This window comes from Bacillus sp. RE35 (assembly GCF_052146655.1).
GTDB lineage: Bacteria > Bacillota > Bacilli > Bacillales > Bacillaceae_G > Bacillus_A > Bacillus_A cereus.
Map to the genome: position 1 here is coordinate 501,389 of NZ_CP197377.1, position 23,612 is coordinate 525,000.

Sequence of the window (23,612 nt, forward strand, 5' to 3'; positions counted from 1 at the left end):
AATTTGAAAATGATAATCACGACACAAATTGATTATGGTTTCATTCAGTTTATAATCGTATAATACTTTATCTAGTCAAAAAAATAAACTAGTTTTTTTTATTTTTTTTGTAAATTATTTTTCCATCAATCATAGTTAGTACAGGCTTGGCTAAATAATGGAAAGGATGATGAGTCCATAACACGAGATCGGCGTCTTTTCCAACCTCGATGCTTCCAATTCTATCCTCTAAACGCAAATTTCGCGCTGGGAATATGGTGATTCCTTCTAGTGCTGTTTTCTCGTCTAATCCTTCTCTTACTGCGACAGCGGCACAAATATTTAAATATTGAATGGGTGTATAAGGATGATCTGTTGTTATAGAAACTTCCACACCATTTTTAGATAATATATGGTAAGTATCCCATGTCTTGTTTTTTAGTTCGATTTTAGAACGACGTGTCAGAGTGGGACCAACTGAAACCTTCAAATTATGTTTCGAAAGCTCTTCAACAAGAAAGTGTCCTTCTGTACAATGTTCAATACGTAGATCGAGGTTGAATTCCGTTGCAAAGCGTAGCGCAGAACTAATATCATCTGCTCGGTGAGCGTGGATACGTACGGGTATTTCACGACGTAATGCTTTTAAAATAGGAAGCATTCGAAAATCAGCTTCGTGCCCGTAGTGTTGTGCTTCATAGAATGATTCCCGAAGTAACCCCATAATCCCCATACGTGTAATGGATTCTTTTGTTCCATTACTATGGACTTTTTTAGGATTTTCTCCAAAGGCAATCTTTAAACCAGCAGGTTCTTGAATAATCATATGATCAATACAAGTTCCAGCTGTTTTTATTACACAAGTAGTCCCCCCGATAATATTTTGACTGCCAGGCATAACGTGAACGGTTGTAATTCCGTTTTGTACAGCGTCTTGAAAGGCGATATCCAAAGGGTGGATTCCATCTAAAGAACGAATATGTGGTGTTGAAACTTCAGATGTTTCATTGGCATCATTTCCAGCCCAACCAGTGCCTTCATCATAGAGACCAAGGTGAGTATGGACATCAATAAAGCCAGGTAAGAGATGGAGTGCTCGTGCATCTATAACGGTCATATCTTGAGTAGGTTGAATAAAAGGTTTGACCTCGGTAATTCGCTCTCCTGTAACGAGTACATCGCCTTGAAACTTTTGAGATGTAATAGGGTATACAATGGCTTGTTTGAGCAATATTTTCATAGGTACCTCATTTCTGTTACTTTATAATGCTAATGGAAGTTAAGGGAAAGTAACTGAAAGGTTATTTGTATGGTAATGCTTCGGATCCTAGAAAATGAAAGTTTTGAAAGAGCCCATGTAAAATTGTGTTTTAGAAGTACTACATTGTATGCGAAAGTATATTTTGTAATGCATGGTCTATTGCCGGAAATGTGTATTGGTATCCATGTTCAATTGCCTTAATGGGTAATACACGTTGCCCTTCTAGTACAAGTATGCTCATTTCACCTAATAAAGTTTGAATGATAAATGAAGGTACAGGCAACCAATGAGGCTTGTTCATTATAGTTGCAATGTTTTCTCCAAATTCCTTCATTCTTATGGGTGTTGGTGCTGTCATATTAAGAGGACCATCAATTTCTTTTTTGTGTATGATGAAATCCATCATACGAACGACATCGTCTATATGAATCCATGATAACCATTGTTTCCCAGAACCAATGGTGCCGCCGATATAGAATTGATAGGGAAGTAGCATTTTTGGAAGAGCTCCTCCATTTGCACCTAATACGACTCCAAATCTTGCGTAGATTGTTCGTATTCCGAGAGAACGTGCTTTAGATGCTTCTTGTTCCCATGAATATACTGTATTTGCTAAAAAGTCATTTCCAGGAGTCTCATGCTGTTCTGTAAAAGACTCTATTTCAGATGTTCCGTAGTATCCAATAGCACTTGCGTTAATAAATGTGTGTGGCTTTGTATGGAGTCCCTGCAATTGTTTAATGAGTCCTTTTGTTGTTTGAATTCTACTGTTTAAAATGGCTTTCTTTTGTTGCTTTGTCCATCTACTATTAATAGACTCTCCGGCTAGATTAATAACTACATCAATAGAAGAGAGGGGGAAGGTTTGTAAATCTGGTGTCCATTGAACATACTGAAGGTTAGGGTCGGAAGTTTCAGTAGTTTTTTTTCGTGTGAGAATGTAAACAGTATATCCTTTTTGAATAAAAAAAGTAGAAAGGGATTTACCGATAAAGCCTGTACCACCAGAAATTGCGATTTTCACAAGTATTTCCTCCTCATTATATATATTCTTGAAAAGAAAAAATGTTCCTCGACTATGTTAAAATAATAGAGAGGTGAGAGTATGGCTGTCATTACAAAAATAGAAGTACAAAAACGATCGAAAGAACGATTTAATATTTATATTGATAAAGGTCAAGGCGAAGAGTACGGATTTAGTGTGGATCAAGTAATCTTAATAAAACATGGATTACAAAAGGGCTTAGAAATTGATGAAATCGAGTTAGGGAATATTTTGTACAATGAAGAAGTACAAAAAGCATATTTACAAGCAATCTCCTATTTATCCTATCAAATGAGAACAAAACAAGAAATAGAAGATTTTTTACGAAAAAAAGAAGTGGGACAGGCCATCATCTCTGAAGTCGTTTCGAAATTATTACATGACCGATATATTAATGATAAAGAGTATGCTGTTTTATATACGCGAACGCAAAGTAATGTGAATCGAAAAGGTCCAACTGTTATTAAAAGAGAGTTATTAAATAAAGGTGTTCAGGATTTAATTATTACACATAGTTTACAAGAATATCCGAAGGAAAAGCAAATTGAGAATGCCTTGTTTCTCATAGAGAAGAAGAAAAAATCTTATCAAAAACATTCTTTTTTACAAATGAAACTAAAGTTAGATGAGATGCTTGTTCGAAAAGGATATTCTAGAGAAGTAATTCAAATTTGTTTGGAAGAATTGAAAGACGAAAAAGATGACGAAAAGCAACAAGAAGCGTTACACTATCATGGGAATAAATATTATGAGAAATATAAGAAGCATGATGGATGGACATTTGAAAACAAGATGAAACAAGCGTTATATCGAAAAGGATTCTCTATTGATGAAATCGAGATATTTTTGCAAATGAAACGCGAAGAGGAATGAGGAGAATAAGATGAATATGCCAAAACGCTACAGTGAAATGACACCGCATGAGCTAAGGGAAGAAATTGGCGCTTTGAAGGAGCAAGCAGTAAAAGCTGAGCAGCTTGGGATTGTCAATGAATTTGATGTATTAATGAGAAAAATGGCAATGGCTCGTGCTTATATGACGGATATAAACAAGTTCCATATTGGTGAAACATATGAATTAGTAGAAGAACCTGGTGTATTATTTAAAATTACGTATTTCAATGGGGTATTTGCTTGGGGATATAAGCAAAATGATAATGAAGAGATTGGCATACCAATTTCCTTATTGCAAGAAAAATAAAAACCAGAGAGCACATATCTCTCTGGTTTTCATCTTTGGTAGGCGTTAAAGGAGATAGGAGATTCTAAAATTGGCGTTTTTTACATTCATTTGCCAATATAATGAGAGACTGGGTTTGTTGCGTCTGTCCGTTAACTTGCGCTTTCGCATGTTTTGGACGAGTCCACGTATGGTTAAATAATTCAGAACGACTATCTAAGCGATCACGGTAGCTCATCTTTATCACCTCGTGTAGGAAGTTAATTTAATTTGTACTACTCTTCCTGCTGATTTGCAGCACGCATACGTTCTTGTGGGTGCGTGTTAATTGTGCCGTTAGGTCGTTTCGAAGCGAAGCGTGATTTCGCTTTCGGTTGACCGTCGATTTTGCTGTTGTTTTTTGACTCAGACCAAAATTCGGCTTGTTTACCCATTGCGAACGCCCTCCTCATTATCGGTTGATACCTTTTTAAGAAGTATCAATTATAGAATGTGCAAAATTGAAGAAACTATCCTTTAGAAATGAAGGGATAAATAGGTAAAAGGAGATTATAATATGAATGATATTTATGAAACATTAACGAAAGAATTATTAGACAAGAATGACAAGCTTTCTTACGCACAAGCTCGTGCGTGGGTTGAGTTACTATGGGAAGATTTTCAAACAACTTATGCAAAATCAGGTCGTTATCAAGGCGATGAAATGACGGAACAAGTGGTACGATCATGGATTAATAATCATGGTGTACGCCTTCATGAAATGCGGACAAATAATCCGAAGTATAGTCATTTAATTAATCAAGAAGATCATTTGAAACATTAAAAAAAGCGACTTAAGTCGCTTTTTTTAATGTGGAAGTAATTCCAGTTTTTTTCGAAGCTTTTCTTCACTAAAGATCCATCCTGTATAGGAATTAATAATATTTAAATTGTGGTCGAGCTGAACGATTGCAACAAATGGATAATAATCTTTACGTCGATATCGTAAATCAATGAATCGTACTTCATAATAATGGTCATGATCAAAAATATCCCAGCGATATACAGGAGAGAAAGATAGGAAGGCTGAGATGTTTTCATCTTGTTTAGCTGCTCGCATAATATTGTTGTCTGGGAACGGTACCCGATCGAACTTGTCATATATCATGATGTTACCACGGTGCCATCTCGCAACGTAGTAATAATCAGCCGTAACGACTGCTAAATGGTAATGATAAAATCGGTAAGAAGGAGAAATGATAATCTTTTCGACATTTTTGAAACGTTTGTGTACAACGCTTCTTATATTTCTGTGCATCATAATCCGTCCGATATAGTAAACAATCATTAATATATATGCCGCTAAAGCTGTATATCCCTTATGAGAACCGACGAGCATGCAAGCAATTGCAAGTATATGGATAAAGAAAATTACGGTATCGAATGTATTAATTATGCCAAGTGCGACCCATTTTTTTGTGAAAGGTCGTAATGCTTGTGTACCATAGGCGTTGAAAATATCTACAAAGACGTGAAGAAAGACGGCAATAAATGACCAAAGTAGTAGATGAAGATATGGAGCTTCTGAAAAGAAGGCGAAAGAGATGCCACTTATAAGGAATGACCAAAGAATTACCGCGGGAATAGAATGAGTAATCCCACGATGATTTCTTATATATTTAGCGTTATTACGCAATTTTAGAACTGTGTCAATGTCAGGAATGTTGGAACCAGCAATTGTAGCAAGCATAACAGCTTGGGGGCCAATATCACTTTGTGCTATGGCTGGATCTAATGTTGCTAAGCTACCTAAAGTGACACCCATAACAAGGTGAGTGGCTGTGTCCATAGAAATCCACCTCCGTTTTTTATTAATGTAACTCTTTTTATTCGATACCTCAAGTCCTTTGCCTTCTATTTCCTATGTCATCTTACTTAAATTTTTTCCTAAAATCTTTATAATAGTACTTATATGCAAAAAAATGAGGGGGATCAAGTTTGACACTTGAAATACTAAACAATTTTAATATAGAGCAGTTTCAAAATGATTTAATTGGTTGGTTTGAAGAAGAACAGCGTGACTTACCGTGGAGAAAGAATAAAGATCCATACCGTGTTTGGGTTTCTGAAATTATGTTGCAGCAAACAAGAGTAGAAGCTGTAAAACCATATTACGCAAATTTTATGGGGAAGTTTCCTACACTTGAAGCGTTAGCGAACGCAGATGATGAAGAAGTATTAAAAGCATGGGAAGGTTTAGGATATTATTCTAGAGCACGTAATTTACATGCGGCAGTAAAAGAGGTAAAAGAAGTATACGGTGGGGTTGTACCAAGTGATGTAAAGAAAATTGAAAAGTTAAAAGGAGTAGGACCATATACAAAAGGTGCTATTTTAAGTATCGCATATGGTATACCAGAGCCGGCAGTTGATGGAAATGTTATGCGTGTATTATCTCGTATTTTATCAGTATGGGATGATATTGCAAAACCAAAGACTCGAAAAGTTTTTGAAGAGATTGTGCGTGAAATTATTTCAGTAGAAAACCCATCTTATTTTAATCAAGGATTGATGGAATTAGGTGCATTGATTTGTATTCCTAAAAATCCATCGTGCTTACTTTGTCCTGTGCGTGAGCATTGCAGAGGATATGCTGAAGGTGTTCAAAAAGAATTACCAGTAAAAAGTAAAGCGAAAGCTCCTAAAATGGTACCTATTGTTGCAGGCGTACTTCAAACTGAAGACGGTCGTTACGTTATTAATAAACGTCCAAGTACAGGTTTGTTAGCTAACATGTGGGAGTTTCCTAATGCTGAACTTGGAGAAGGTATTCGCAATCAGAAGGAACAGCTTATAGATTATATGAAAGAAAAATTTGAGCTCGAGGTTTCTATTGATGAATACGCAATGAATGTACAACATACGTTTACACATCGTACTTGGGATATATTTGTATTTTACGGAAAAGTAACCGGTAATATTGTTGATACAGATACATTAAAATTTGTATCGAAAGAGGTATTTGAGCAATTACCTTTCTCAAAATCACACCGTACTATTTATGAAAATTGTGTGGAGAAAATTACAATGCAATAAATAAAAAAGTGTTCCCAATCTAGGGAACACTTTTTTAATCGTAAGAAATTTTTGTCCCATGAGTCCAACTAGCTTCACCTTCTTGTAAGCCGCCTCTTGATTCAATTTCTACTACAATTTCTTTGTAAATACTCTGCCCTTCTACATTTAAATAAGGCAGAACCTGTTGTAGTGAGTGATGAAAATAAGCTAATTCATCTTCTTTCCATTCATTTTTTGAAATCATCGTTAGTTCAGTCATATCGCGTCCTATATACATATTTCCACCTCCATTTCTTATAGTTTGAATAAGTAACAAAAGATATATGCGGAAATTATTCAAAAGAAAATTACGGATAGCTTCTAAGTGAATTGGTTACATTATTGATTGTGGAGGTGAGAAAGATGAGTAAAAAACAACAAGGTTATAACAAGGCAACTTCTGGTGCTAGCATTCAAAGTACAAATGCTAGTTATGGTACAGAATTTGCAACTGAAACAAATGTACAAGCAGTAAAACAAGCAAACGCACAATCAGAAGCAAAGAAAGCACAAGCTTCTGGTGCACAAAGTGCAAACGCTAGTTATGGTACAGAATTTGCAACTGAAACAGACGTGCATGCTGTGAAAAAACAAAATGCTAAGTCAGCTGCAAAACAATCACAATCTTCTAGCTCAAATCAGTAATGAAAGAAAAACACTTCTCTAATTCGGGAGAAGTGTTTTCTTTTTGCGTGGATCGTTGTAATGAAAAGAAAGCGAACGACATAACTTCTAATAAGTCAACAAATGTAGTCAAAGGAGAAGGAAGTTAACAATTAGAATTATGTAATTAGGAATAATAACTGATGAATAAGTCCAAAAGGGGGTAAGTAATGAACGATTTTGATAAGTTGGTAGGGGAGCAATTAGAAACGATGGATGAATTGTTAAAGTTACAAGCACATCTAGAGAAGTATCAACAAATTGAAATGAATGAAAAAGATACGTGCGATAAAAAAGAACTGCATTTTATCCGCCAGGAAATATATAGAACAGAAGTAGCGTTGAAGATGTTACATGAGAAATTTGAAGAGCAAACGAATAGTGTAATTCAATCTTTTGCAACTGAAAAAATGATTTCAAATTTAGGATAAGATATATTGTTATCTTTAGGTGAAAAGTCCTTCTTTGTATGGAAATAGAGAAGGGCTTTTTCTATTACATGTCCTCGCTTATAAATAATACAGTACAATCCTTTTATCTCCTAAGAAGCGGTGGGGGCATAGTATTCAACGATAAACCTCCTACATATTCAGTTTGAAAAATAGAGTCTTATCCCTTTAGTTTTAAAATTTCGACAAAAAAGTTATAATAGAAAAAAAGTGAATGCCGTTCAAAGGGCATTTGCAGTTGAAAGAAGGGAGCATATATGGGATTTCCCAAAGAAGGAGAAAAAGTACAAATACATAGTTATAAACATAATGGCTCCATTCATAGAATGTGGGAAGAAACAACAATTTTAAAAGGGACACAGAGTCTTGTAATCGGAGCGAATGATCGTACAGTAGTTACAGAATCGGATGGCCGAACATGGATTACTCGTGAACCAGCAATTTGCTATTTTCATGCCAACTATTGGTTTAATGTGATTGGGATGCTTAGGGAAGATGGCGTATATTATTATTGTAATTTAAGCTCACCTTTTGCGTATGATCCTGAAGCATTAAAGTATATTGATTATGATTTAGATATTAAAGTATATCCAGATATGACATATACGCTTCTAGATGAAGATGAGTATGAAAAACATAGTGAAATTATGCAGTATCCACCTGTTATTGATACAATTTTAAAACGAAATGTAGCACATTTAACACAGTGGATTCATCAAAGAAAAGGTCCATTTGCACCAGATTTCGTAGATATGTGGTATGAACGATATTTAATGTACAGAAATTAAAACAAACCTGCAGGGGGCTTCCCGGCAGGTTTGTCCTATTAGAGGGGGGATTATGTGCAAGGCATAAAAAGATATTTACAATTTGTTAAACCATATCGGTGGCTTATTGCTATTACAATTATTATCGGACTAGTTAAGTTCGGTATCCCACTTATTATGCCGTGGTTATTAAAGTATATTATCGATGATGTAATTCAAGGCGCTGGCTCACTTCAAGATAAAACATCTCAATTAATAACAGCGATTGGAATTGCTTTCTTTATTTTTGCGGTATTAAGACCACCGATTGAATATTATCGTCAATATTTCGCCCAACGTATCGCAAATACAATACTGTATGATTTGCGGAAGCATATTTTCGGTCACTTACAAAAGTTAAGTTTACGTTATTACTCCAATACAAAAACAGGGGAGATTATTTCGCGTGTCATCCATGATGTAGAACAAACGAAAGATTTTGTAATTACTGGTTTGATGAACGTCTGGTTAGATACTGCAACAATTGCTATTGCTATCATTGTTATGTTTTCTATGAATATAAAATTAACATTTGTTGCGTTATTGATTTTACCTATTTATGTAATTGCAGTGAAATATTTTTTCGGGCGTCTTCGGAAATTGACGAAAGAGCGTTCACAAGCGTTAGCGACGATGCAAGGGTATTTGCATGAACGTATTCAAGGAATGCAAGTGACACGTAGCTTTGCGTTAGAAGAGTATGAGGGGAAGCAGTTTGAAAAAAGAAATAATGAATTTTTAACGAAAGCATTAACCCATACAAGTTGGACGGCAAGAACATTTTCGGCAGTAAATACGTTAACCGATTTAGGTCCGTTACTTGTGATTGGTTTTGCAGCATATGAAGTAATTCAAGGACAGTTAACGCTAGGAACGATGGTAGCTTTTGTTGGATATATGGATAGTTTATATAGTCCGCTTCGCCGCCTTGTTAATTCATCTACAACATTAACACAATCTTTTGCATCGATGGACCGTGTGTTTGAACTGTTAGATGAAAAATACGATATTGTTAATGTGCCAAATGCGGTACAAACGAAAAAATTAAATGGAGAAATTGTATTTGACAATGTTTCTTTTCGTTATAATGTAGATGAAAAAGAGATATTACACAACTTGTCATTAACTATGCAGCCTGGAGAGAAAGTAGCGCTTGTAGGAGCAAGTGGGGGAGGAAAGTCATCTCTTGCTAGTTTGATCCCGCGTTTCTATGATGTTTCTGAAGGCACGGTTTATGTAGATGGCATAGATGTAAGAAAGTATAATATGAGAAATTTGCGTAGTCATATTGGAATTGTACTGCAAGATAATTTATTGTTTAGCGATACAATTGGAGCTAATATTTTATATGGAAATCCGAAGGCTACAGAGAAAGAGGTGATTGCAGCTGCTAAAGCTGCGCAAATTCATGATTTTATTATAGACTTACCAGATGGTTATAATACTGTCGTTGGAGAACGTGGTGTGAAGCTATCGGGCGGGCAAAGACAACGCGTGGCAATTGCACGAGTGTTTCTAAAGAATCCTTCGGTACTTATATTAGATGAAGCAACTTCAGCATTAGATTTAGAAAATGAAAGGTATATTCAAGAGGCGCTTCAGACGTTAGCTGCTGACCGGACAACGATTATAATTGCACATCGATTAGCGACGATTACGCATGTTGATACGATTATTTACATTGAAGACGGTGAGATTAAAGAGACTGGTTCTCATGAAGAGTTAATGCAAAAAAGAGGATTTTATTACAATTTATATCAACTTCAACATATAACAGAAACAGCTCCTTTAGCATAAAAGGAGCTGTTTTTTTATTCGTCTTCTTTTTTATCATCGATTTGGAGTTCTTTTTCTGGTTTATGGTATGTGTAGAAGCTATCTACAAGCAAATCTAAATGCTCTACTTCTTCACTATAGTTAATGATGGAAGAAATAAGAGGGAAGAGATGTAACCATGTTTTATATGCTTCTTCATCGTCTTTATTTTGATATTCCATAAAGATATCAATTAATTCTTGTTTACCTGTTTCAACTTCATCAAGCATTTCGACTGATTGTTGTTTTTTTGCTTTACCAATAAATTTTAATAAAACTTGTTCATGATAATGCGTTAATGAGTCAAGTTCGTTTTGGATAGATTCCTGAAATTCTTCCGGCATATAGCGCAGTTCATTTTCAGTACGGTGTAATGATTTTAACGTACTTAAAGCACGGCTTGTTGTCGCTAACATTTGTCTGAATAAAACGAGCTTACGAATTTTTGCGAACTTTACTTTTTTCGTGTAGCTTCTTTCTTCTTTATACAGCAAATAGTAATGGTTTAGTTTGATCATTTTTTCTTTCATACGATCAATATCAGTTTTTAGCGTTGTAAAATCAGAAGCCTGCCTGCTATTCATTCGAATCCATTTTACAATTTCTTCTGTATTATCAACGATACGATGATAAAGTTTTGTTTCATATTTTGGCGGCATAAATACTAAATTTACAAGTGAAGCCGCAATAATACCAATCATAATCGTCGCAAATCGAAGTAAGGCAAAACTAAAGAAATCTTCGCCTTGATACTCCATAATGGCGATAACTGTTACTAAAGCAATTGATATTGTGTTTTCTAATCGTAATTGTAATGTAAGAGCAATTACTAATATACATGTTAATCCAATAATAAAAGGATTATGTCCAAAAGCAGTAGCAAATGCGATAGCAAATATCGCACCAATTACATTTGCTTGAATTTGTTCAAGTGCTGTTAAATAAGAACGGTATACAGACGGTTGAACAGCAAAGATAGCTGAAATTCCCGCAAATACCGGACTCGGTAATTGAAGTAAAATACAAGCAAATAAAGCTAACGTGATGGCAATACCCGTTTTTAAAATGCGAGCACCAAGTTTCATACCCTTAATAAGATCCTTTCTCTTGTCATAATGAATGTACAACATGATACTATACATTCATTACAATATGTTAGCAAGTGATATTTTAGTGACGTTAAAAGAAATTAGTGTTCATTTTATCCCGCTAATTGTGAGTAGTAAGATTCGCGCCTCAAAATTCAGAAGCTGGATGCCGGTAAACGTCCGATTGGTGTAGGCTAATTAAAGTTTCACTTTATAATTTTTCCTAATTCCTTTTAAACATCAGTTTTTAGTAAAAAAACCTGCTGAATTTCAGCAGGTCTCAAATTGTTACTATAGATTACTATGAGAAGCGTACTTCGTCAATTTTTTCTTAATAATGAAAATTACTCATTTTACTCTGTTGAGATAGATGGATCTGCCTGTTCTTTTTTCGGGATAATCTCAAAAAACTTGTTCTGTATATCATCTAATAATGGTGTTAACAAAGCAACTTCCTCATATTGCTCGTGCTCGTTTAGTACACGAATATAGTCTAGCAATAATTCAGTTACATCTTTCAAACCATTTTTACTAATTGGTTGTAATGTAACATTTGCGCCTTTTGCGATTCTTCTTTTTAAGGCCTGTTCTGTTAAGCCTAAGTTTGAATCACGACGCAAATAAACAACACCGCCAGTCATGCCAGCGCAAATCCATGGACCAGGGTCACCTAAAACAAGCGCTCGCCCGTTTGTCATATATTCAAAAGCAAAACCTTTAATATTGGAGTATGCACCTATATTTCCTTGCTCTTTTTCACGGAGTGGTTTTGTTATTCTACCTCCAATTATCATGTCTGCCCCAGAAAGGCGAATGCCAGCGCGAGCATCAGCGTTCCCTTGTACGTATAGTGCCCCTTTTTGTGCACCATATCCAAATCCTTTTCCGACAGAACCGTTATAATATACTCCGTCTTTCCCTTTTGATTTCGTTATATAAATCCCACCACCAAAGGAAGTTTTACCAATGCCATCTTGTGCGCCGCCATTTACGTGTATAAATAAATTTTCACTATTGTAAGCACCTAACCCATTTCCGGGAATAGAACCATTCGTATACTTTAATGTAAGTGGTTCAAGTTGAGTAGCTTCATATAGTTTACTGCGAACGCGATAACATGATTCTAGACCACCCATAACGCGTTGCTCTACACCAACGCCTACCAATTCTTTTGAGTCAGCGGAATGAACTGTCTTAAATTGTTTTTCCGATACGCCTTCTGTTGTTGTAACAGATGGATGTTCTATTATTTGTAGTAAATTACGTAAGTTTAATAAATTTTCGCCTCGAACTTGCTCTAATAAATCAGAACGCCCAACAATTGCTTGTAAATTTGTATAACCAAGCTGTCCTGTTAATCGTTTTAGTTCTACACCGAAAGAGGTGAATAAATTTAGCAGGCCAGCAACTGCGCTTTCTAATTCGCGTGGGACGAAGCGGCGTAACCCGTGTTCTTTTGCTTGTGCTTCAGACTCGATTTGTGTCGCAATTCCAACATGGCAAGTATCTAGATGGCACCCACGGCAAGTAGTACAGCCGATTGCAATCATTGATAGTGTGCCAAATCCAATACGGTTTGCTCCGAGGAGCATGATTTTCAAGGCATCATTTACACTTCGAATACCACCATCTGCCCAAATCTCTACTTTATGTCTCATGCTTGCTTCTAATAAAGCATTGTGAGCGGCTTTAACACCAATTTCTACAGGGAGACCTACATGCTGCAATGCGTGAATACGTGCAGCGCCTGTTCCGCCATCGAATCCGCTAATGTTAATAAAATCAGCGCCAGCTTTAGCGATACCGACAGCAATTGTTCCGATATTAGGAACAACAGGGACTTTCACGGCTACTTTGGCAAGTTGATTAGCTGTTTTAATTTCTGTAATCATTTGAGCTAAATCTTCAATTGAATAAATATCATGGTTATTAGAAGGCGAAATTAAATCTGAGCCAATTGTCGCATTACGTGCTTCAGCGATTTTGGCTGTCACTTTTGAACCAGGTAAATGCCCACCTTCCCCAGGCTTTGCGCCTTGACCGATTTTGATTTCAATTAAGTTTGATGAGTTTAGTAGTTCGGCATTTACTCCAAATCGCCCAGATGCTACTTGTTGTCCACGTGTATGTGGATATTTTCCAATCATATCTTTAATTTCGCCGCCTTCACCGTTCAAGCTAATCATATTTAGCTGATCGGCTGCTTCTGCATATGCGCGAAAGGCAATTTCGTTTTGAGAACCAAATGACATAGAACTAATAATAAATGGTAAATTATGATTTTTGATGCCGATAGATACTTCTTCAGTTGGAACGACATGTTTTGTTTGTTTCGTTTGAACAAGGTGTCTGATTGCGATTGGATTATTCTCTTCTAGTTCACTTAACTTGTCACGGTAATCATCATAAGAATTTCCTTTTGCAACATCGCCGATTGCTTTCCAAATTCGCGGGAATATATGAAATGATTTTCGCATTCTAATTTTAGGATTGTTATAATCCTCTGCTCGTATTTTTGCATCTTCAACAAGTGATTCAAGTGAAAAGGCTAAATCATTTGAACCGAAGAAATTTGTAATCTGTAATATATTTGCGATTTCTTCATGTAATCCAATAGATGAATAGAGACGTCCGTAACCACGTAACTCATGAATTCCAATTGTTGAAATGACTTTTTCTAATCCTTTATTAAGTGCAGTATATAGATTCGTAATTGGTGTTTTTGTTCCATCATTTACAGTCGCGAATAATAAATATGGATTAATACCATCTGCTCCTAATCCATATAGCGTGACAATGTCATGTAAGGAGCGAAGAGCACCAGAACGTATAACGAGAGAACAATTGCGGCGTAATTTATTTTCACTTAATGCTTGATGTACTTTAGCGGTAACTAAATGTGGATCAATCCACAATCGTTCATTTAGATGGGCTTTTGCGTCATCTAATACTAGTAGGGAAGCGCCATTGTTAACAGCAGCTATCGCTTCAGAACTAATGCGGCTTAATGCGCATTGCAGAGTTTCTGACGAGCTGAATGTAGCAGAGATTGTGGCGATAGAGTTATGAGTCTTAAATAGCTCTATGAGTTGTTCGTACGTAATTGTGTGTAATTCCTCTGCAATAGGTTGTGCCACGCTGCCTTCTAAAATAATTGGTGAAAGCATTTCAACTACAAATGGCCGTTTTGCGCCGCTTAATAAACTTGGACGCTCTCCAAGTACAGTACGTGTAGAGAAGTGTTCAATTTCACGGTCACGGTCAATTGCAGGGTTTGTAACAACAGCTACACTTTCTTTAATAAAGTCAGCGATATTTCGTCTATCAGTATCGAGTGCGGCAAGTGGTGAGTCATGCCCAAGTGAGCGTATTGGCTCAACGCCTTTTGTTGCCATCTGTTCAAGAAGTTGAATATGTTCTCGGTCCCATCCGAAAGCGACGTATTCTTTCGTTTCAACTTGAACAGAATCACATAGCCCTTGGATTTTTTTCGTTTCAGGGATAGATAAATTTAAATGGTAATTGGTAGTATCAATTCGCTTTTTAAAACGGTTATATACTTGGATTTGATATTTGTCATATTCATAAAGAACAAGTTCATCTTGTTCATTCCATTTTAATCCGACTTTTTCTCCAGGAGCGAGTGGTTTTGGTTCTGCTACATATTTAGTTGGTGATACAACTCCAGGTTCAGAAGAGAAAATATAAGAGCTCTCTGTCTCTACTTTCCATACTGGGCGTAATCCAAGGGAATCAACGCTGAAAACAGCTTCATCTTTAAAACGGGAAATGATGCCAGCTGGTCCTTGTGCAAAATGTCCCCATGCTTCACGTATATACGTATATAAATCTTGTAAAGGTGTTTCATAAAGTTTAATTTCATTAATAATTGGTGGGAATAGAATTTCCATTGCTTCAAATAAGCTGTAGCCGTATTGAACAAGTAGGGTTTCTAAGGTGCGGTTTAAATCTTGAGAGTCACTGCCTCCTGCAGTAAGTGGTACATCAATCATTTCAGCTTGATCGCGTAATTTCGCAATTGTGTTAATTTCACCATTATGTCCGAGAATGCTAAATGGTTGTACACGAAAAAAATTAGATAATGTATTAGTAGAGTAGCGGTTATGTCCTAATGTCATAGTTGAAGCGATAAGCGGATGTTGTAAATCATTATAGTAGGCAACAAGCGTATCACCAGCACCTAGAACTTTATATACAACATGATCATGACTTAATGAAGCAACATGAATTGCTTCGTTTTCCTCTATTTTTATTGTGACAGAAAATAATGTTTGCTCAATATCTATAATTTCGTTTTCTGCGATAAGGGCAACTTGCCAAAATAAAGGTTCTTCTTGTTTACCAAGTGGACCGAGCGCATCTGAGTTTGTTGCATCGTCACTTTCGAAAATAATAGTAAAGTTTTTGTTGTTTAATTGCGTACGAATATAATCTTTTAAGGCAGTAATGTTTTCTTTTTTATTTAGAAAAAAATGTCCAACGATAAAGTGGGGATGATCCACAATCGTTGGATTATATCCGCTACTTTTTAGTTTTTCATTCCAAAGTGTTTTTGGTATATCAATGTGAATGCCGATGCCATCGCCCTCGCCATTAATGAAACCAGCCCTATGATTCATTTTGACGAGTGATTGTATGCAAAGGTCAATGTTTTCTTTTGTAGCAATTTTTCGTTTCTCCATAACGGAAACGATTCCACACGCATCATGTTCTGCATTTCTATAATCTCGAAATAAAGACGGTGTCCATGTATTTTTTTTATTGAGCATCCGTCAATCCCCCCTCTTGTAAAAGTTAGAATAATCTTACTATTTAAGGCGCAAATCACCTTGTACACAGAGATAGTAATGCTGTAAAAGAATATAAAACAGATAATTATGAATAATTATACTATTAATACGTAATTTATGAAATAGAAAAAAGGAAAAAAGAAAGGTGAGCTTTCTATTTTCCTTTTAATGACGGGATTATTTATTGTCTGCTAGGGCAGCAAATGCTCTGCCGACAGCTTCAATTGTATATTCAATATCTTCTTTTGTATGTTCTGTAGTTAAGAACCATGCCTCGTATTTAGAAGGTGCTAAGTTAACTCCTTCTTGAAGCATAAGCTTGAAGAATTTACCGAACATTTCACCGTCTGTATCTTGTGCGGCATCGTAATCTTCAATTGTATTAGTTGTGAAGTATACAGTTAAAGCCCCTTTTAGACGATTTAATGTAATGTCGATATTATGTTTCGCTGCTTGCTCTAAAATTCCTTTTTCAAGCATTGCACCAAGTTCATCTAATTTCTCATAAAGCCCTTCTTGTTGAAGTACTTCTAGACAAGCGATACCTGATGCCATAGAAGCAGGGTTTCCTGCCATTGTACCAGCTTGGTATGCAGGTCCAAGCGGAGCAACTTGTTCCATAATTTCTTTCTTACCACCGTAAGCACCGATTGGTAAGCCACCGCCAATAACTTTACCAAGCGCTGTTAAGTCAGGTGTAACACCAAGTAAGTCTTGAGCACCGCCGTACATAAAGCGGAAAGCAGTAATAACTTCATCATAAATTACTAGTGCGCCAGCTTCGTGAACAAGTTCATTCACTTTTTCAAGGAATCCAGGTTTAGGCTCTACAATACCGAAGTTTCCAACGATCGGTTCTACAAGGATAGCTGCTACTTCATGACCCCATTTATCTAAAGCTTCTTTCAAAGTTTCTACATTGTTAAATGGAACGGTAATAACTTCTTGTGCAATACTTTGTGGTACGCCAGCTGAGTCAGGAGTTCCTAAAGTAGAAGGGCCAGATCCAGCTGCCACAAGTACTAAATCAGAATGACCGTGGTAACAACCAGCAAATTTCATGATTTTTGTGCGACCTGTATAAGCACGAGCAACACGAATCGTTGTCATCACTGCTTCTGTACCAGAGTTTACGAAACGGACTTTATCTAATGCAGGCATTGCTTCTTTTAACATTTTTGCGAATTTTACCTCTAGCGCTGTTGGTGTTCCATAAAGTACCCCATTTTCAGCAGCTGTTGTAATTGCTTTTGTTATATGCGGATGAGCATGTCCAGTAATAATAGGACCGTATGCTGCTAAATAATCGATATATTTATTTCCGTCTACATCCCAGAAATAAGCGCCTTTCCCACGTTCCATAGCAACAGGAGCGCCGCCGCCAACTGCTTTAAAAGAACGAGAAGGACTGTTAACACCGCCAACGATATGCTCTAAAGCTTCTTTATGTAATGCTTCTGACTTTGTGAAATTCACTACAATTCATCTCCTTACAAAAATCTATGTATTATTCTAACATGTTTTTCGAAAAGACGTATTGTTTGTGATAGCGAAGGCAGTTGGGTAAACTATTCGTTGTGACATTTAGGAGGGGGGTCCGATTATGAAATCGGTAATTGAGGTACAAGGGTTACGTAAAGAGTTTACAGCCTATTCAAGTCGTCCGGGCTTAAAGGGTGCATTTCGCGATTTATTAAATCGTAATTATAAAATAGTACCAGCAGTAAATGATGTATCTTTTACTGTAAAGCAAGGTGAAATGGTTGGTTATATCGGTGAGAACGGTGCTGGTAAATCAACAACAATTAAAATGCTTACGGGGATTTTAACTCCGACATCAGGGCAAATCACAGTAAATGGAATGAACCCACATAAACAAAGAGAAGAATTTGTAAGAACAATTGGTGTTGTTTTTGGACAGCGTTCGCAACTTTGGTGGGATATTGCAGTACAAGAATCGTTTCGTTTATTAAAGAAAGTGTATGGTGTATCAGACGCTCAGTATAAGGAGCATATGGAGCACGTAATTGAAACGTTAGATATAGGGCCCTTATTAGATAAACCAGTTCGAAAATTATCTCTTGGTCAAAGGATGCGTTGTGAATTAGCGGCAGCCTTAATTCATAATCCACCGTTATTATTTTTAGATGAGCCAACAATTGGGTTAGATGTACTTGTGAAATTGAAAATACGTGAATTTTTAAAAGAAATGAATGAACGTTATAAAACAACAATTTTATTAACAACACACGATATTACTGATATTGAAGCTTTATGTGAGCGCGTTATCATGCTGGATGAAGGAAATATTATGTATGACGGTTCTTTAAATAATCTTCGTACGCAGTGGGGAGCGGAGAAGGAAATTCACTTTCAGTTTGTTGCACCAGTTTCCTATCAGGCTTTATCAATGGTTATGCCAGATAATCATGTCGTTTGGTCGAAAGCAAAAGAGGAAAATGCATGGGTTGCAAAAATTCCGAATGAAGAAGTTATTATTTCAATGCTTATTTCTAAAGTAGTACAAGCCTTTCAAATTAAAGATTTAAAAATTAACGAAGTGTCTACAGAGGAAATTATTCGTAACATTTATGAAGAGGGTATTACGCATGGGTAAGTATATTGAAATGATTCGAATTCGCTTTTTAATGATGCTTGCGTATCGTACAAATTACTATAGCGGGATTTTAATTTATACGATTAATATCGGTGCTTACTATTTTTTATGGCAAGCAATTTATAGCGGAAAAGAGAATATTGAAAGTTTATCTATTTCGCAAATGACCACGTATATCGCAATCGCGTGGATGGCACGTGCCTTCTATTTTAATAATATAGATAGGGAAATTGCGATGGAGATTCAAGAAGGACGTGTGGCTGTAGAATTAATTCGTCCGTATAACTATTTGGGAATGAAAGTTATGCAAGGTCTTGGCGAGGGAATATTCCGTTTTGCCTTCTTTTCCATTCCAGGCATGGTTATCGTTACGTTATTATTTTCGTTGCAAATTACAACAAATTTTCAAACTTGGTTATATTTCTTCTTATCTTTAATATTTAGTTTTATTATTAATACACAAATTAATTTAATGACGGGAATGCTTACGTTTTTCCTATTTAATAATAGTGGGATTATGTATGCAAAACGCGTTGTTATTGATTTATTTTCAGGTCTATTATTACCAATTAGTTTTTATCCGCTATGGGCCCAAAAAGCAATGATGTTTTTACCGTTTCAGGCTATTAGTTATATTCCAAGTATGATTTTTTCTGAAGGTATACAGGGGAGTAAGTTGTATGAGGCTTTAGTATTTCAAGTGATTTGGGCGATTGTACTTATTATTCCAATTGTACTCATGTGGAGAACGGCGAGAAAACGTCTAATTGTACAAGGGGGATGATGAGATGCTATATATAAACTTATTTTTACAATATGCAAGTCAATATATAAAAACAAAATTGGAGTATCGAGGCGATTTTATCGTTGGTTTACTTTCTGATTTATCGCTTCAAGCAGTTAATTTAATATTTATTCTCGTTGTATTTGGGCATACACAAGCATTGAAGGGATGGAGTCGAGAAGAAGTAATCTTTATTTATGGTTTCTTTTTAGTACCATTTGCCATCTTTTCAGCTTTCTTTAATATATGGGATTTTAATGATCGATACATTATTAAAGGGGAGATGGATCGTGTATTAACGCGGCCGATCCATAGCCTATTTCAAATTATATTAGAAAGAATGGAACTTGAATCTTTAATTGGAGCTATTACAGGGATTGTTGTAATGGGATATGCAGCTGTGGAGTTACAATTATCTTTTTACTGGTATGATTTCTTCTTATTTATATTGATGGTAGGAGGAGGAGCACTTGTATATGGAGGGATATTTGTTACGCTGGCGAGCCTTGGTTTTTGGTCGGATGCGAAAAGTTCAATTATGCCTCTTATGTATAACATAGGTAATTACGGGCGCTATCCTGTTAATATTTATAATCGTGTAATTCGTTTCATTTTAACGTTTGTTTTACCGTTTGCGTTTGTTGGAGTATATCCAGCGGCATACTTTTTAAGAAAAACAGAATGGAATAGTTATGCATTTGCGACGCCAATTGTTGGTGTTATCTGTTTTACGATTGCAATCACCCTCTGGAACCAAGGGGTAAAAAGGTATCGTGGCGCGGGTAATTAATTATAGAAGCTTGTTCGTTGCTAAGGGATAAATCAGTTCTCCACCTCATACATATAAAATGAGGTGGAGGACATGTTATGGGGATTTATTCTATTAATTGCAGCAATCGCTATTTTGAAAAGTGTCCAATTATTATGGAGTTCCTATTCGGATTCAACGCGTTTTTTTTCGCTCTATAATTTGGCCACATTATTTTTAATCTATACAACAGTACTAATCGCATTTGGATTAAGTTACGTTGTATTAGAGGAAATGGGTTTTGCAGTTTTGAAAGAGGACGGAGAAAGTTTGAACGCTCATTCTTTTCAACTCGTCGAAGTTTGTTTATATTTTAGCGCAGTTACTTTATTGTCTGTTGGATATGGTGACATATCTCCGATTGGAATTGGGCGATGGATTGCAATCGCAGAAGCGCTAATTGGATATACACTCCCTTTTGCTTTTGTGATGAGGTCTGTAATAGACAATGAAAAATAAGGAAGCATTTGTTATAGTAAAGGAAAAGAGTAGGAGTGATAACTATGATTACAGTAGGAGAAATGGCACCAGAATTCACATTAGAGGGAAGTAACGGAGAAGAAGTTCGCCTAGCTGATTTCCGCGGTAAAAATGTAGTTCTCTATTTTTATCCGAAAGATATGACGCCAGGATGTACAACTGAAGCATGTGATTTTCGTGATGCGTATGGAGTATTTCAAGAGAAGGATACGGTTATTCTTGGAGTAAGTCCTGATTCAGCGAATAGACATTTGAAATTCATTGAGAAACATGAATTGCCATTTACACTTTTAGTAGATGAAGATCATAAAGTAGCAGAGTTATACGATGTTTGGAAGTTAAAAAAGAACTTTGGGAAAGAGTATATGGGAATCGAGCGTTCTACATTCCTTATTAATAAAGACGGTGAACTTGTAAAAGAGTGGCGTAAAGTGAAAGTGAAAGGACATATTGAGGATGTTCTTTCTTATATAAAATAAATCTACATTGGAGATAAAATATGCAGAAACAAGGCAAGTGTCTATACATATTTTACTGCCTTACATAAAGTGGAAGTGTAGGGCATACCTCCTCAGATGATAGTATTCCAAGTGCGATTATGTCGCACTTTTTTCTATGGAATATATGAAGAAAAAAGGGAAAGATACATAAAAACAAGTCCTGAATATAAAAATAAACTACATACTTATAGTAGAAATATTGACGATTTATAAGAAAAGGAGTACACTCTTTATAAGAATTATAAAATAATAATCCGTATAGAATCGGGGTGCATGACGGTGGTCAAAGAAGAATTAAAAGAAGCGCTAGAAATGCTGAAAAATACGGGTGTACGCATTACTCCACAGCGTCATGCTATTTTAGAGTACCTTGTGGAATCAATGACGCACCCAACAGCGGATGATATTTATAAAGCATTAGAAGGTAAGTTTCCAAATATGAGTGTTGCAACTGTCTATAATAACTTACGTGTGTTTAAAGAGGTTGGACTTGTAAAGGAATTAACTTATGGAGACGCTTCAAGTAGATTTGATTATGTTACAAGTCAACATTATCATGTGATTTGCGAAAAATGTGGTAAGATTGTTGATTTTCCTTATGGAGGCTTGGAAAAGCTGGAAGAGGAAGCTGCGAAAACGACAGGCTTCGTTATCAATAGTCATCGCTTAGAAATTTATGGCGTTTGTCCAGAGTGTCATAAGGCGTAATATATAAGAAAGAAAGAGGCTGACGGCTATACGTCAGCCTCTTTCTTTCTTATATAAGGATTAGCGTGAGGTTAATCGGGATTTACAGTGCTAAGTTAGTAAGAAGGGTTAGATAAAAGTTTGTCGAATTTACTTTGTATTGGTGGAAATGAATTCTTGGAGGGGACATTTTGAAGAAATATGAGATTAAAAATAACATTCCAACATTGGAAGAATATAAATATTTATGTGATTCTGTGGGATGGACTAACTATATGAACTTTGAGGTGGCGGAAATATCACTTCAAAATTCGATTTACTGTATAACAGTCAAGGATAATAATCAAATCATCGGCATGGGGAGAATTGTTGGTGATGGGGCTATCTATTTCTATATTCAAGATATAGTGGTTCATCCAGATTATCAAAAGAATGGTATTGGAAAGAAAATAATGAATACTTTAGTAGAATACTTAAATGGGAATACTCCAGATAAAGCATTCATTGGTTTGTTTGCGTCGCAAGGTAAAACATCATTCTACGAAAAATATGATTTTAAAGATTATTCGCCTAATATGACAGGGATGTTTACTGTTATTTCGAAAAAATAGGTGTAATAAATTTAATAAAACAATTAAAAAGTTGATTTTTTAAGAAATCAACTTTTTAATGAGTTGAAACGTTTGTAGTTTTGCAAATTCGTATTTCCCTTGATACTTATGATTTATAACTCTTCTTATTATACTTTTCATCAAATTCTTTTCCTTCTAGATCTCGATCTAGTGTTAAAGGTTGATTGCAGTGCATACATGCATCGACACGGCCGAGCATTTTGGTTGGCTTATCACAGCTTGGACAAATAATTTGGATAGTCTTAGTAGATAACATACCAATCCAAAAGTAAACGACAGTGCTAGCGATAACAGCTAAAAAGCCAACCATCATAAACGTTGTCATAATAATAATGTTTTCGCGGAAAAAGACACCTAAGTATGCAATGAAGAGGCCGATAAATACTAAACTTAATGCAAAGGTCCGGATTTTATTGATTTTGTTTGAATACTTAATGCTCATTCTCACCACGCTCCTATACTAATAATATAACATAAAATTTAGAATTTTCACTCTCGTGTAAATTGATAAAGAGGTAAGATATGAAATGAATAGGAGGAAAGCCAAGAATGAATGGATGCTATAATGATTTTTACAGCGGTTTTTAAGTTTTTAACGGGATGTGAAATTTTTTTATAAAAAGTATTGACCCTGTATATACTGCATGATATATTAATAACCGTCGCTGATGCGGAAACGCAGAAAACGACAAAAAAGAAATTAAAAAACTTAGTTGACATTGAAAAATGAAGATGTTAACATAAGGAAGTCGCAAATGAGCGACTAAGTAGTTCTTTGAAAACTGAACGAAACAAACAACGTGAAACGTCAATTTTTATTTTAGATGCTAGACAAACTAACTTTATTGGAGAGTTTGATCCTGGCTCAGGATGAACGCTGGCGGCGTGCCTAATACATGCAAGTCGAGCGA

General features: G+C 35.8%; 25 protein-coding genes and 1 rRNA gene (1 of these 26 cut by a window edge). 16 read left to right on the plus strand and 10 right to left on the minus strand.

Translation table 11 applies throughout. The features are described from left to right. Positions 1-88: 88 nt before the first annotated feature. Positions 89-1,219 (minus strand): amidohydrolase, encoded by a 1,131-nt coding sequence (locus ACTL4X_RS02600; RefSeq protein WP_000698319.1) that lies wholly within the window; start codon positions 1,217-1,219, stop codon positions 89-91. A gap of 139 nt (positions 1,220-1,358) precedes the next feature. Beyond that, positions 1,359-2,264 (minus strand): TIGR01777 family oxidoreductase, encoded by a 906-nt coding sequence (locus ACTL4X_RS02605; protein ID WP_000684382.1) that lies wholly within the window; start codon positions 2,262-2,264, stop codon positions 1,359-1,361. Positions 2,265-2,345: 81 nt separating this feature from the next. Between ACTL4X_RS02605 and recX the strand changes: the two genes are divergently transcribed. Together recX and ACTL4X_RS02615 are read left to right on the plus strand one after the other, a co-directional pair. Further along, complete coding sequence (gene recX, locus ACTL4X_RS02610; protein ID WP_000268502.1) at positions 2,346-3,158, plus strand: recombination regulator RecX; 813 nt, start codon at positions 2,346-2,348, stop codon at positions 3,156-3,158. 10 nt (positions 3,159-3,168) lie between these two features. Next, the gene (locus tag ACTL4X_RS02615) at positions 3,169-3,486 is read left to right on the plus strand and encodes a YfhH family protein (RefSeq protein WP_001057020.1); all 318 of its coding nucleotides are present in this window, start codon (positions 3,169-3,171) and stop codon (positions 3,484-3,486) included. A 64-nt stretch (positions 3,487-3,550) separates the two neighbouring features. Here ACTL4X_RS02615 and ACTL4X_RS02620 read toward each other — a convergent pair whose 3' ends face one another. Together ACTL4X_RS02620 and ACTL4X_RS02625 are read right to left on the minus strand one after the other, a co-directional pair. Next, positions 3,551-3,703, minus strand: a complete 153-nt coding sequence (locus ACTL4X_RS02620) for a YpzG family protein (RefSeq protein WP_000122093.1) — start codon at positions 3,701-3,703, stop codon at positions 3,551-3,553. Between the two features lie 37 nt (positions 3,704-3,740). Then, on the minus strand, positions 3,741-3,899 hold the full coding sequence (locus tag ACTL4X_RS02625) for a small, acid-soluble spore protein K (protein ID WP_000517891.1): 159 nt from the start codon (positions 3,897-3,899) through the stop codon (positions 3,741-3,743). A 122-nt stretch (positions 3,900-4,021) separates the two neighbouring features. On the opposite strand from ACTL4X_RS02625, the gene ACTL4X_RS02630 reads away from it, so the two are divergent. Then, positions 4,022-4,288: a YfhJ family protein gene (locus tag ACTL4X_RS02630; RefSeq protein WP_000998166.1), complete on the plus strand. Its 267-nt coding sequence runs from the start codon at positions 4,022-4,024 to the stop codon at positions 4,286-4,288. Between the two features lie 24 nt (positions 4,289-4,312). Here the strand turns inward: ACTL4X_RS02630 and ACTL4X_RS02635 are convergent, their stop codons facing one another. Further along, positions 4,313-5,293 (minus strand): metal-dependent hydrolase, encoded by a 981-nt coding sequence (locus ACTL4X_RS02635; RefSeq protein WP_441394979.1) that lies wholly within the window; start codon positions 5,291-5,293, stop codon positions 4,313-4,315. Positions 5,294-5,442: 149 nt separating this feature from the next. On the opposite strand from ACTL4X_RS02635, the gene mutY reads away from it, so the two are divergent. Then, positions 5,443-6,540, plus strand: coding sequence for an A/G-specific adenine glycosylase (mutY, locus tag ACTL4X_RS02640; RefSeq protein ID WP_000171397.1), 1,098 nt, complete (start codon positions 5,443-5,445; stop codon positions 6,538-6,540). 34 nt (positions 6,541-6,574) lie between these two features. Here mutY and ACTL4X_RS02645 read toward each other — a convergent pair whose 3' ends face one another. Beyond that, a complete protein-coding gene (locus ACTL4X_RS02645) occupies positions 6,575-6,799 on the minus strand; it encodes a hypothetical protein (protein WP_000275436.1) in 225 nt (74 codons plus the stop codon). 125 nt (positions 6,800-6,924) lie between these two features. Here ACTL4X_RS02645 and ACTL4X_RS02650 point away from each other — a divergent pair, with 125 nt between their 5' ends. The 4 genes from ACTL4X_RS02650 (at position 6,925) to ACTL4X_RS02665 (ending at position 10,276) form a co-directional block, all read left to right on the plus strand. Next, the gene (locus tag ACTL4X_RS02650) at positions 6,925-7,206 is read left to right on the plus strand and encodes a gamma-type small acid-soluble spore protein (protein WP_000039035.1); all 282 of its coding nucleotides are present in this window, start codon (positions 6,925-6,927) and stop codon (positions 7,204-7,206) included. 188 nt (positions 7,207-7,394) lie between these two features. Beyond that, positions 7,395-7,655, plus strand: coding sequence for a YgaB family protein (locus tag ACTL4X_RS02655; RefSeq protein WP_000997575.1), 261 nt, complete (start codon positions 7,395-7,397; stop codon positions 7,653-7,655). Between the two features lie 275 nt (positions 7,656-7,930). Then, a complete protein-coding gene (gene ntdP, locus ACTL4X_RS02660) occupies positions 7,931-8,461 on the plus strand; it encodes a nucleoside tri-diphosphate phosphatase (protein WP_000506622.1) in 531 nt (176 codons plus the stop codon). Between the two features lie 54 nt (positions 8,462-8,515). Then, positions 8,516-10,276, plus strand: coding sequence for an ABC transporter ATP-binding protein (locus ACTL4X_RS02665; protein WP_001161599.1), 1,761 nt, complete (start codon positions 8,516-8,518; stop codon positions 10,274-10,276). Positions 10,277-10,290: 14 nt separating this feature from the next. Here the strand turns inward: ACTL4X_RS02665 and ACTL4X_RS02670 are convergent, their stop codons facing one another. The 3 genes from ACTL4X_RS02670 to hemL form a co-directional block, all read right to left on the minus strand. Then, positions 10,291-11,379 (minus strand): aromatic acid exporter family protein, encoded by a 1,089-nt coding sequence (locus tag ACTL4X_RS02670; RefSeq protein WP_000765787.1) that lies wholly within the window; start codon positions 11,377-11,379, stop codon positions 10,291-10,293. 356 nt (positions 11,380-11,735) lie between these two features. Next, on the minus strand, positions 11,736-16,172 hold the full coding sequence (locus ACTL4X_RS02675; protein ID WP_086692296.1) for a glutamate synthase-related protein: 4,437 nt from the start codon (positions 16,170-16,172) through the stop codon (positions 11,736-11,738). A gap of 198 nt (positions 16,173-16,370) precedes the next feature. Further along, on the minus strand, positions 16,371-17,669 hold the full coding sequence (hemL, locus tag ACTL4X_RS02680; protein WP_001011863.1) for a glutamate-1-semialdehyde-2,1-aminomutase: 1,299 nt from the start codon (positions 17,667-17,669) through the stop codon (positions 16,371-16,373). 127 nt (positions 17,670-17,796) lie between these two features. On the opposite strand from hemL, the gene ACTL4X_RS02685 reads away from it, so the two are divergent. The 7 genes from ACTL4X_RS02685 to ACTL4X_RS02715 all read left to right on the plus strand — a co-directional run bounded on the left by ACTL4X_RS02685 (position 17,797) and on the right by ACTL4X_RS02715 (position 22,680). Further along, on the plus strand, positions 17,797-18,810 hold the full coding sequence (locus ACTL4X_RS02685) for an ABC transporter ATP-binding protein (RefSeq protein ID WP_000843655.1): 1,014 nt from the start codon (positions 17,797-17,799) through the stop codon (positions 18,808-18,810). Next, positions 18,803-19,594 carry an ABC transporter permease gene (locus ACTL4X_RS02690; protein WP_000521519.1) on the plus strand — a complete coding sequence of 264 codons (792 nt, stop codon included), beginning with the start codon at positions 18,803-18,805 and terminating at the stop codon, positions 19,592-19,594. Before ACTL4X_RS02685 ends, ACTL4X_RS02690 begins: the two co-directional genes overlap by 8 nt. Positions 19,595-19,598: 4 nt before the next feature. Beyond that, entirely contained in the window at positions 19,599-20,384 is a 786-nt protein-coding gene (locus ACTL4X_RS02695) for an ABC transporter permease (protein ID WP_000965773.1), read from the plus strand. A 72-nt stretch (positions 20,385-20,456) separates the two neighbouring features. Further along, positions 20,457-20,861: a potassium channel family protein gene (locus ACTL4X_RS02700; protein WP_000964343.1), complete on the plus strand. Its 405-nt coding sequence runs from the start codon at positions 20,457-20,459 to the stop codon at positions 20,859-20,861. Between the two features lie 44 nt (positions 20,862-20,905). Then, positions 20,906-21,361 (plus strand): thioredoxin-dependent thiol peroxidase, encoded by a 456-nt coding sequence (bcp, locus tag ACTL4X_RS02705; protein WP_000633710.1) that lies wholly within the window; start codon positions 20,906-20,908, stop codon positions 21,359-21,361. A 300-nt stretch (positions 21,362-21,661) separates the two neighbouring features. Beyond that, positions 21,662-22,090, plus strand: a complete 429-nt coding sequence (perR, locus tag ACTL4X_RS02710; RefSeq protein WP_000237829.1) for a peroxide-responsive transcriptional repressor PerR — start codon at positions 21,662-21,664, stop codon at positions 22,088-22,090. Positions 22,091-22,260: 170 nt separating this feature from the next. Further along, positions 22,261-22,680: a GNAT family N-acetyltransferase gene (locus tag ACTL4X_RS02715; protein ID WP_000759735.1), complete on the plus strand. Its 420-nt coding sequence runs from the start codon at positions 22,261-22,263 to the stop codon at positions 22,678-22,680. A 106-nt stretch (positions 22,681-22,786) separates the two neighbouring features. Here ACTL4X_RS02715 and ACTL4X_RS02720 read toward each other — a convergent pair whose 3' ends face one another. Then, a complete protein-coding gene (locus tag ACTL4X_RS02720) occupies positions 22,787-23,143 on the minus strand; it encodes a YgzB family protein (protein ID WP_000025058.1) in 357 nt (118 codons plus the stop codon). Between the two features lie 400 nt (positions 23,144-23,543). Here ACTL4X_RS02720 and ACTL4X_RS02725 point away from each other — a divergent pair. After that, positions 23,544-23,612: ribosomal RNA gene (locus tag ACTL4X_RS02725) — 16S ribosomal RNA — on the plus strand; it runs 1,483 nt beyond the window's last position.

What these genes read in the sequence shown, in the direction of transcription:
- ACTL4X_RS02615 (WP_001057020.1), top strand. Translation starts at nt 3,169, where the DNA reads ATGAATATGCCAAAACGCTACAGTGAAATGACACCGCATGAGCTAAGG.
- ACTL4X_RS02695 (WP_000965773.1), top strand. Translation starts at nt 19,599, where the DNA reads ATGCTATATATAAACTTATTTTTACAATATGCAAGTCAATATATAAAA.
- ACTL4X_RS02650 (WP_000039035.1), top strand. Translation starts at nt 6,925, where the DNA reads ATGAGTAAAAAACAACAAGGTTATAACAAGGCAACTTCTGGTGCTAGC.
- ACTL4X_RS02685 (WP_000843655.1), top strand. Translation starts at nt 17,797, where the DNA reads ATGAAATCGGTAATTGAGGTACAAGGGTTACGTAAAGAGTTTACAGCC.
- ACTL4X_RS02635 (WP_441394979.1), bottom strand. Translation starts at nt 5,293, where the DNA reads ATGGACACAGCCACTCACCTTGTTATGGGTGTCACTTTAGGTAGCTTA.
- ACTL4X_RS02630 (WP_000998166.1), top strand. Translation starts at nt 4,022, where the DNA reads ATGAATGATATTTATGAAACATTAACGAAAGAATTATTAGACAAGAAT.
- ACTL4X_RS02600 (WP_000698319.1), bottom strand. Translation starts at nt 1,219, where the DNA reads ATGAAAATATTGCTCAAACAAGCCATTGTATACCCTATTACATCTCAA.
- ACTL4X_RS02625 (WP_000517891.1), bottom strand. Translation starts at nt 3,899, where the DNA reads ATGGGTAAACAAGCCGAATTTTGGTCTGAGTCAAAAAACAACAGCAAA.
- ACTL4X_RS02675 (WP_086692296.1), bottom strand. Translation starts at nt 16,172, where the DNA reads ATGCTCAATAAAAAAAATACATGGACACCGTCTTTATTTCGAGATTAT.
- ntdP (WP_000506622.1), top strand. Translation starts at nt 7,931, where the DNA reads ATGGGATTTCCCAAAGAAGGAGAAAAAGTACAAATACATAGTTATAAA.
- ACTL4X_RS02670 (WP_000765787.1), bottom strand. Translation starts at nt 11,379, where the DNA reads ATGAAACTTGGTGCTCGCATTTTAAAAACGGGTATTGCCATCACGTTA.
- ACTL4X_RS02620 (WP_000122093.1), bottom strand. Translation starts at nt 3,703, where the DNA reads ATGAGCTACCGTGATCGCTTAGATAGTCGTTCTGAATTATTTAACCAT.
- ACTL4X_RS02700 (WP_000964343.1), top strand. Translation starts at nt 20,457, where the DNA reads ATGTTATGGGGATTTATTCTATTAATTGCAGCAATCGCTATTTTGAAA.
- ACTL4X_RS02690 (WP_000521519.1), top strand. Translation starts at nt 18,803, where the DNA reads ATGGGTAAGTATATTGAAATGATTCGAATTCGCTTTTTAATGATGCTT.
- bcp (WP_000633710.1), top strand. Translation starts at nt 20,906, where the DNA reads ATGATTACAGTAGGAGAAATGGCACCAGAATTCACATTAGAGGGAAGT.
- ACTL4X_RS02655 (WP_000997575.1), top strand. Translation starts at nt 7,395, where the DNA reads ATGAACGATTTTGATAAGTTGGTAGGGGAGCAATTAGAAACGATGGAT.
- ACTL4X_RS02720 (WP_000025058.1), bottom strand. Translation starts at nt 23,143, where the DNA reads ATGAGCATTAAGTATTCAAACAAAATCAATAAAATCCGGACCTTTGCA.
- ACTL4X_RS02645 (WP_000275436.1), bottom strand. Translation starts at nt 6,799, where the DNA reads ATGTATATAGGACGCGATATGACTGAACTAACGATGATTTCAAAAAAT.
- recX (WP_000268502.1), top strand. Translation starts at nt 2,346, where the DNA reads ATGGCTGTCATTACAAAAATAGAAGTACAAAAACGATCGAAAGAACGA.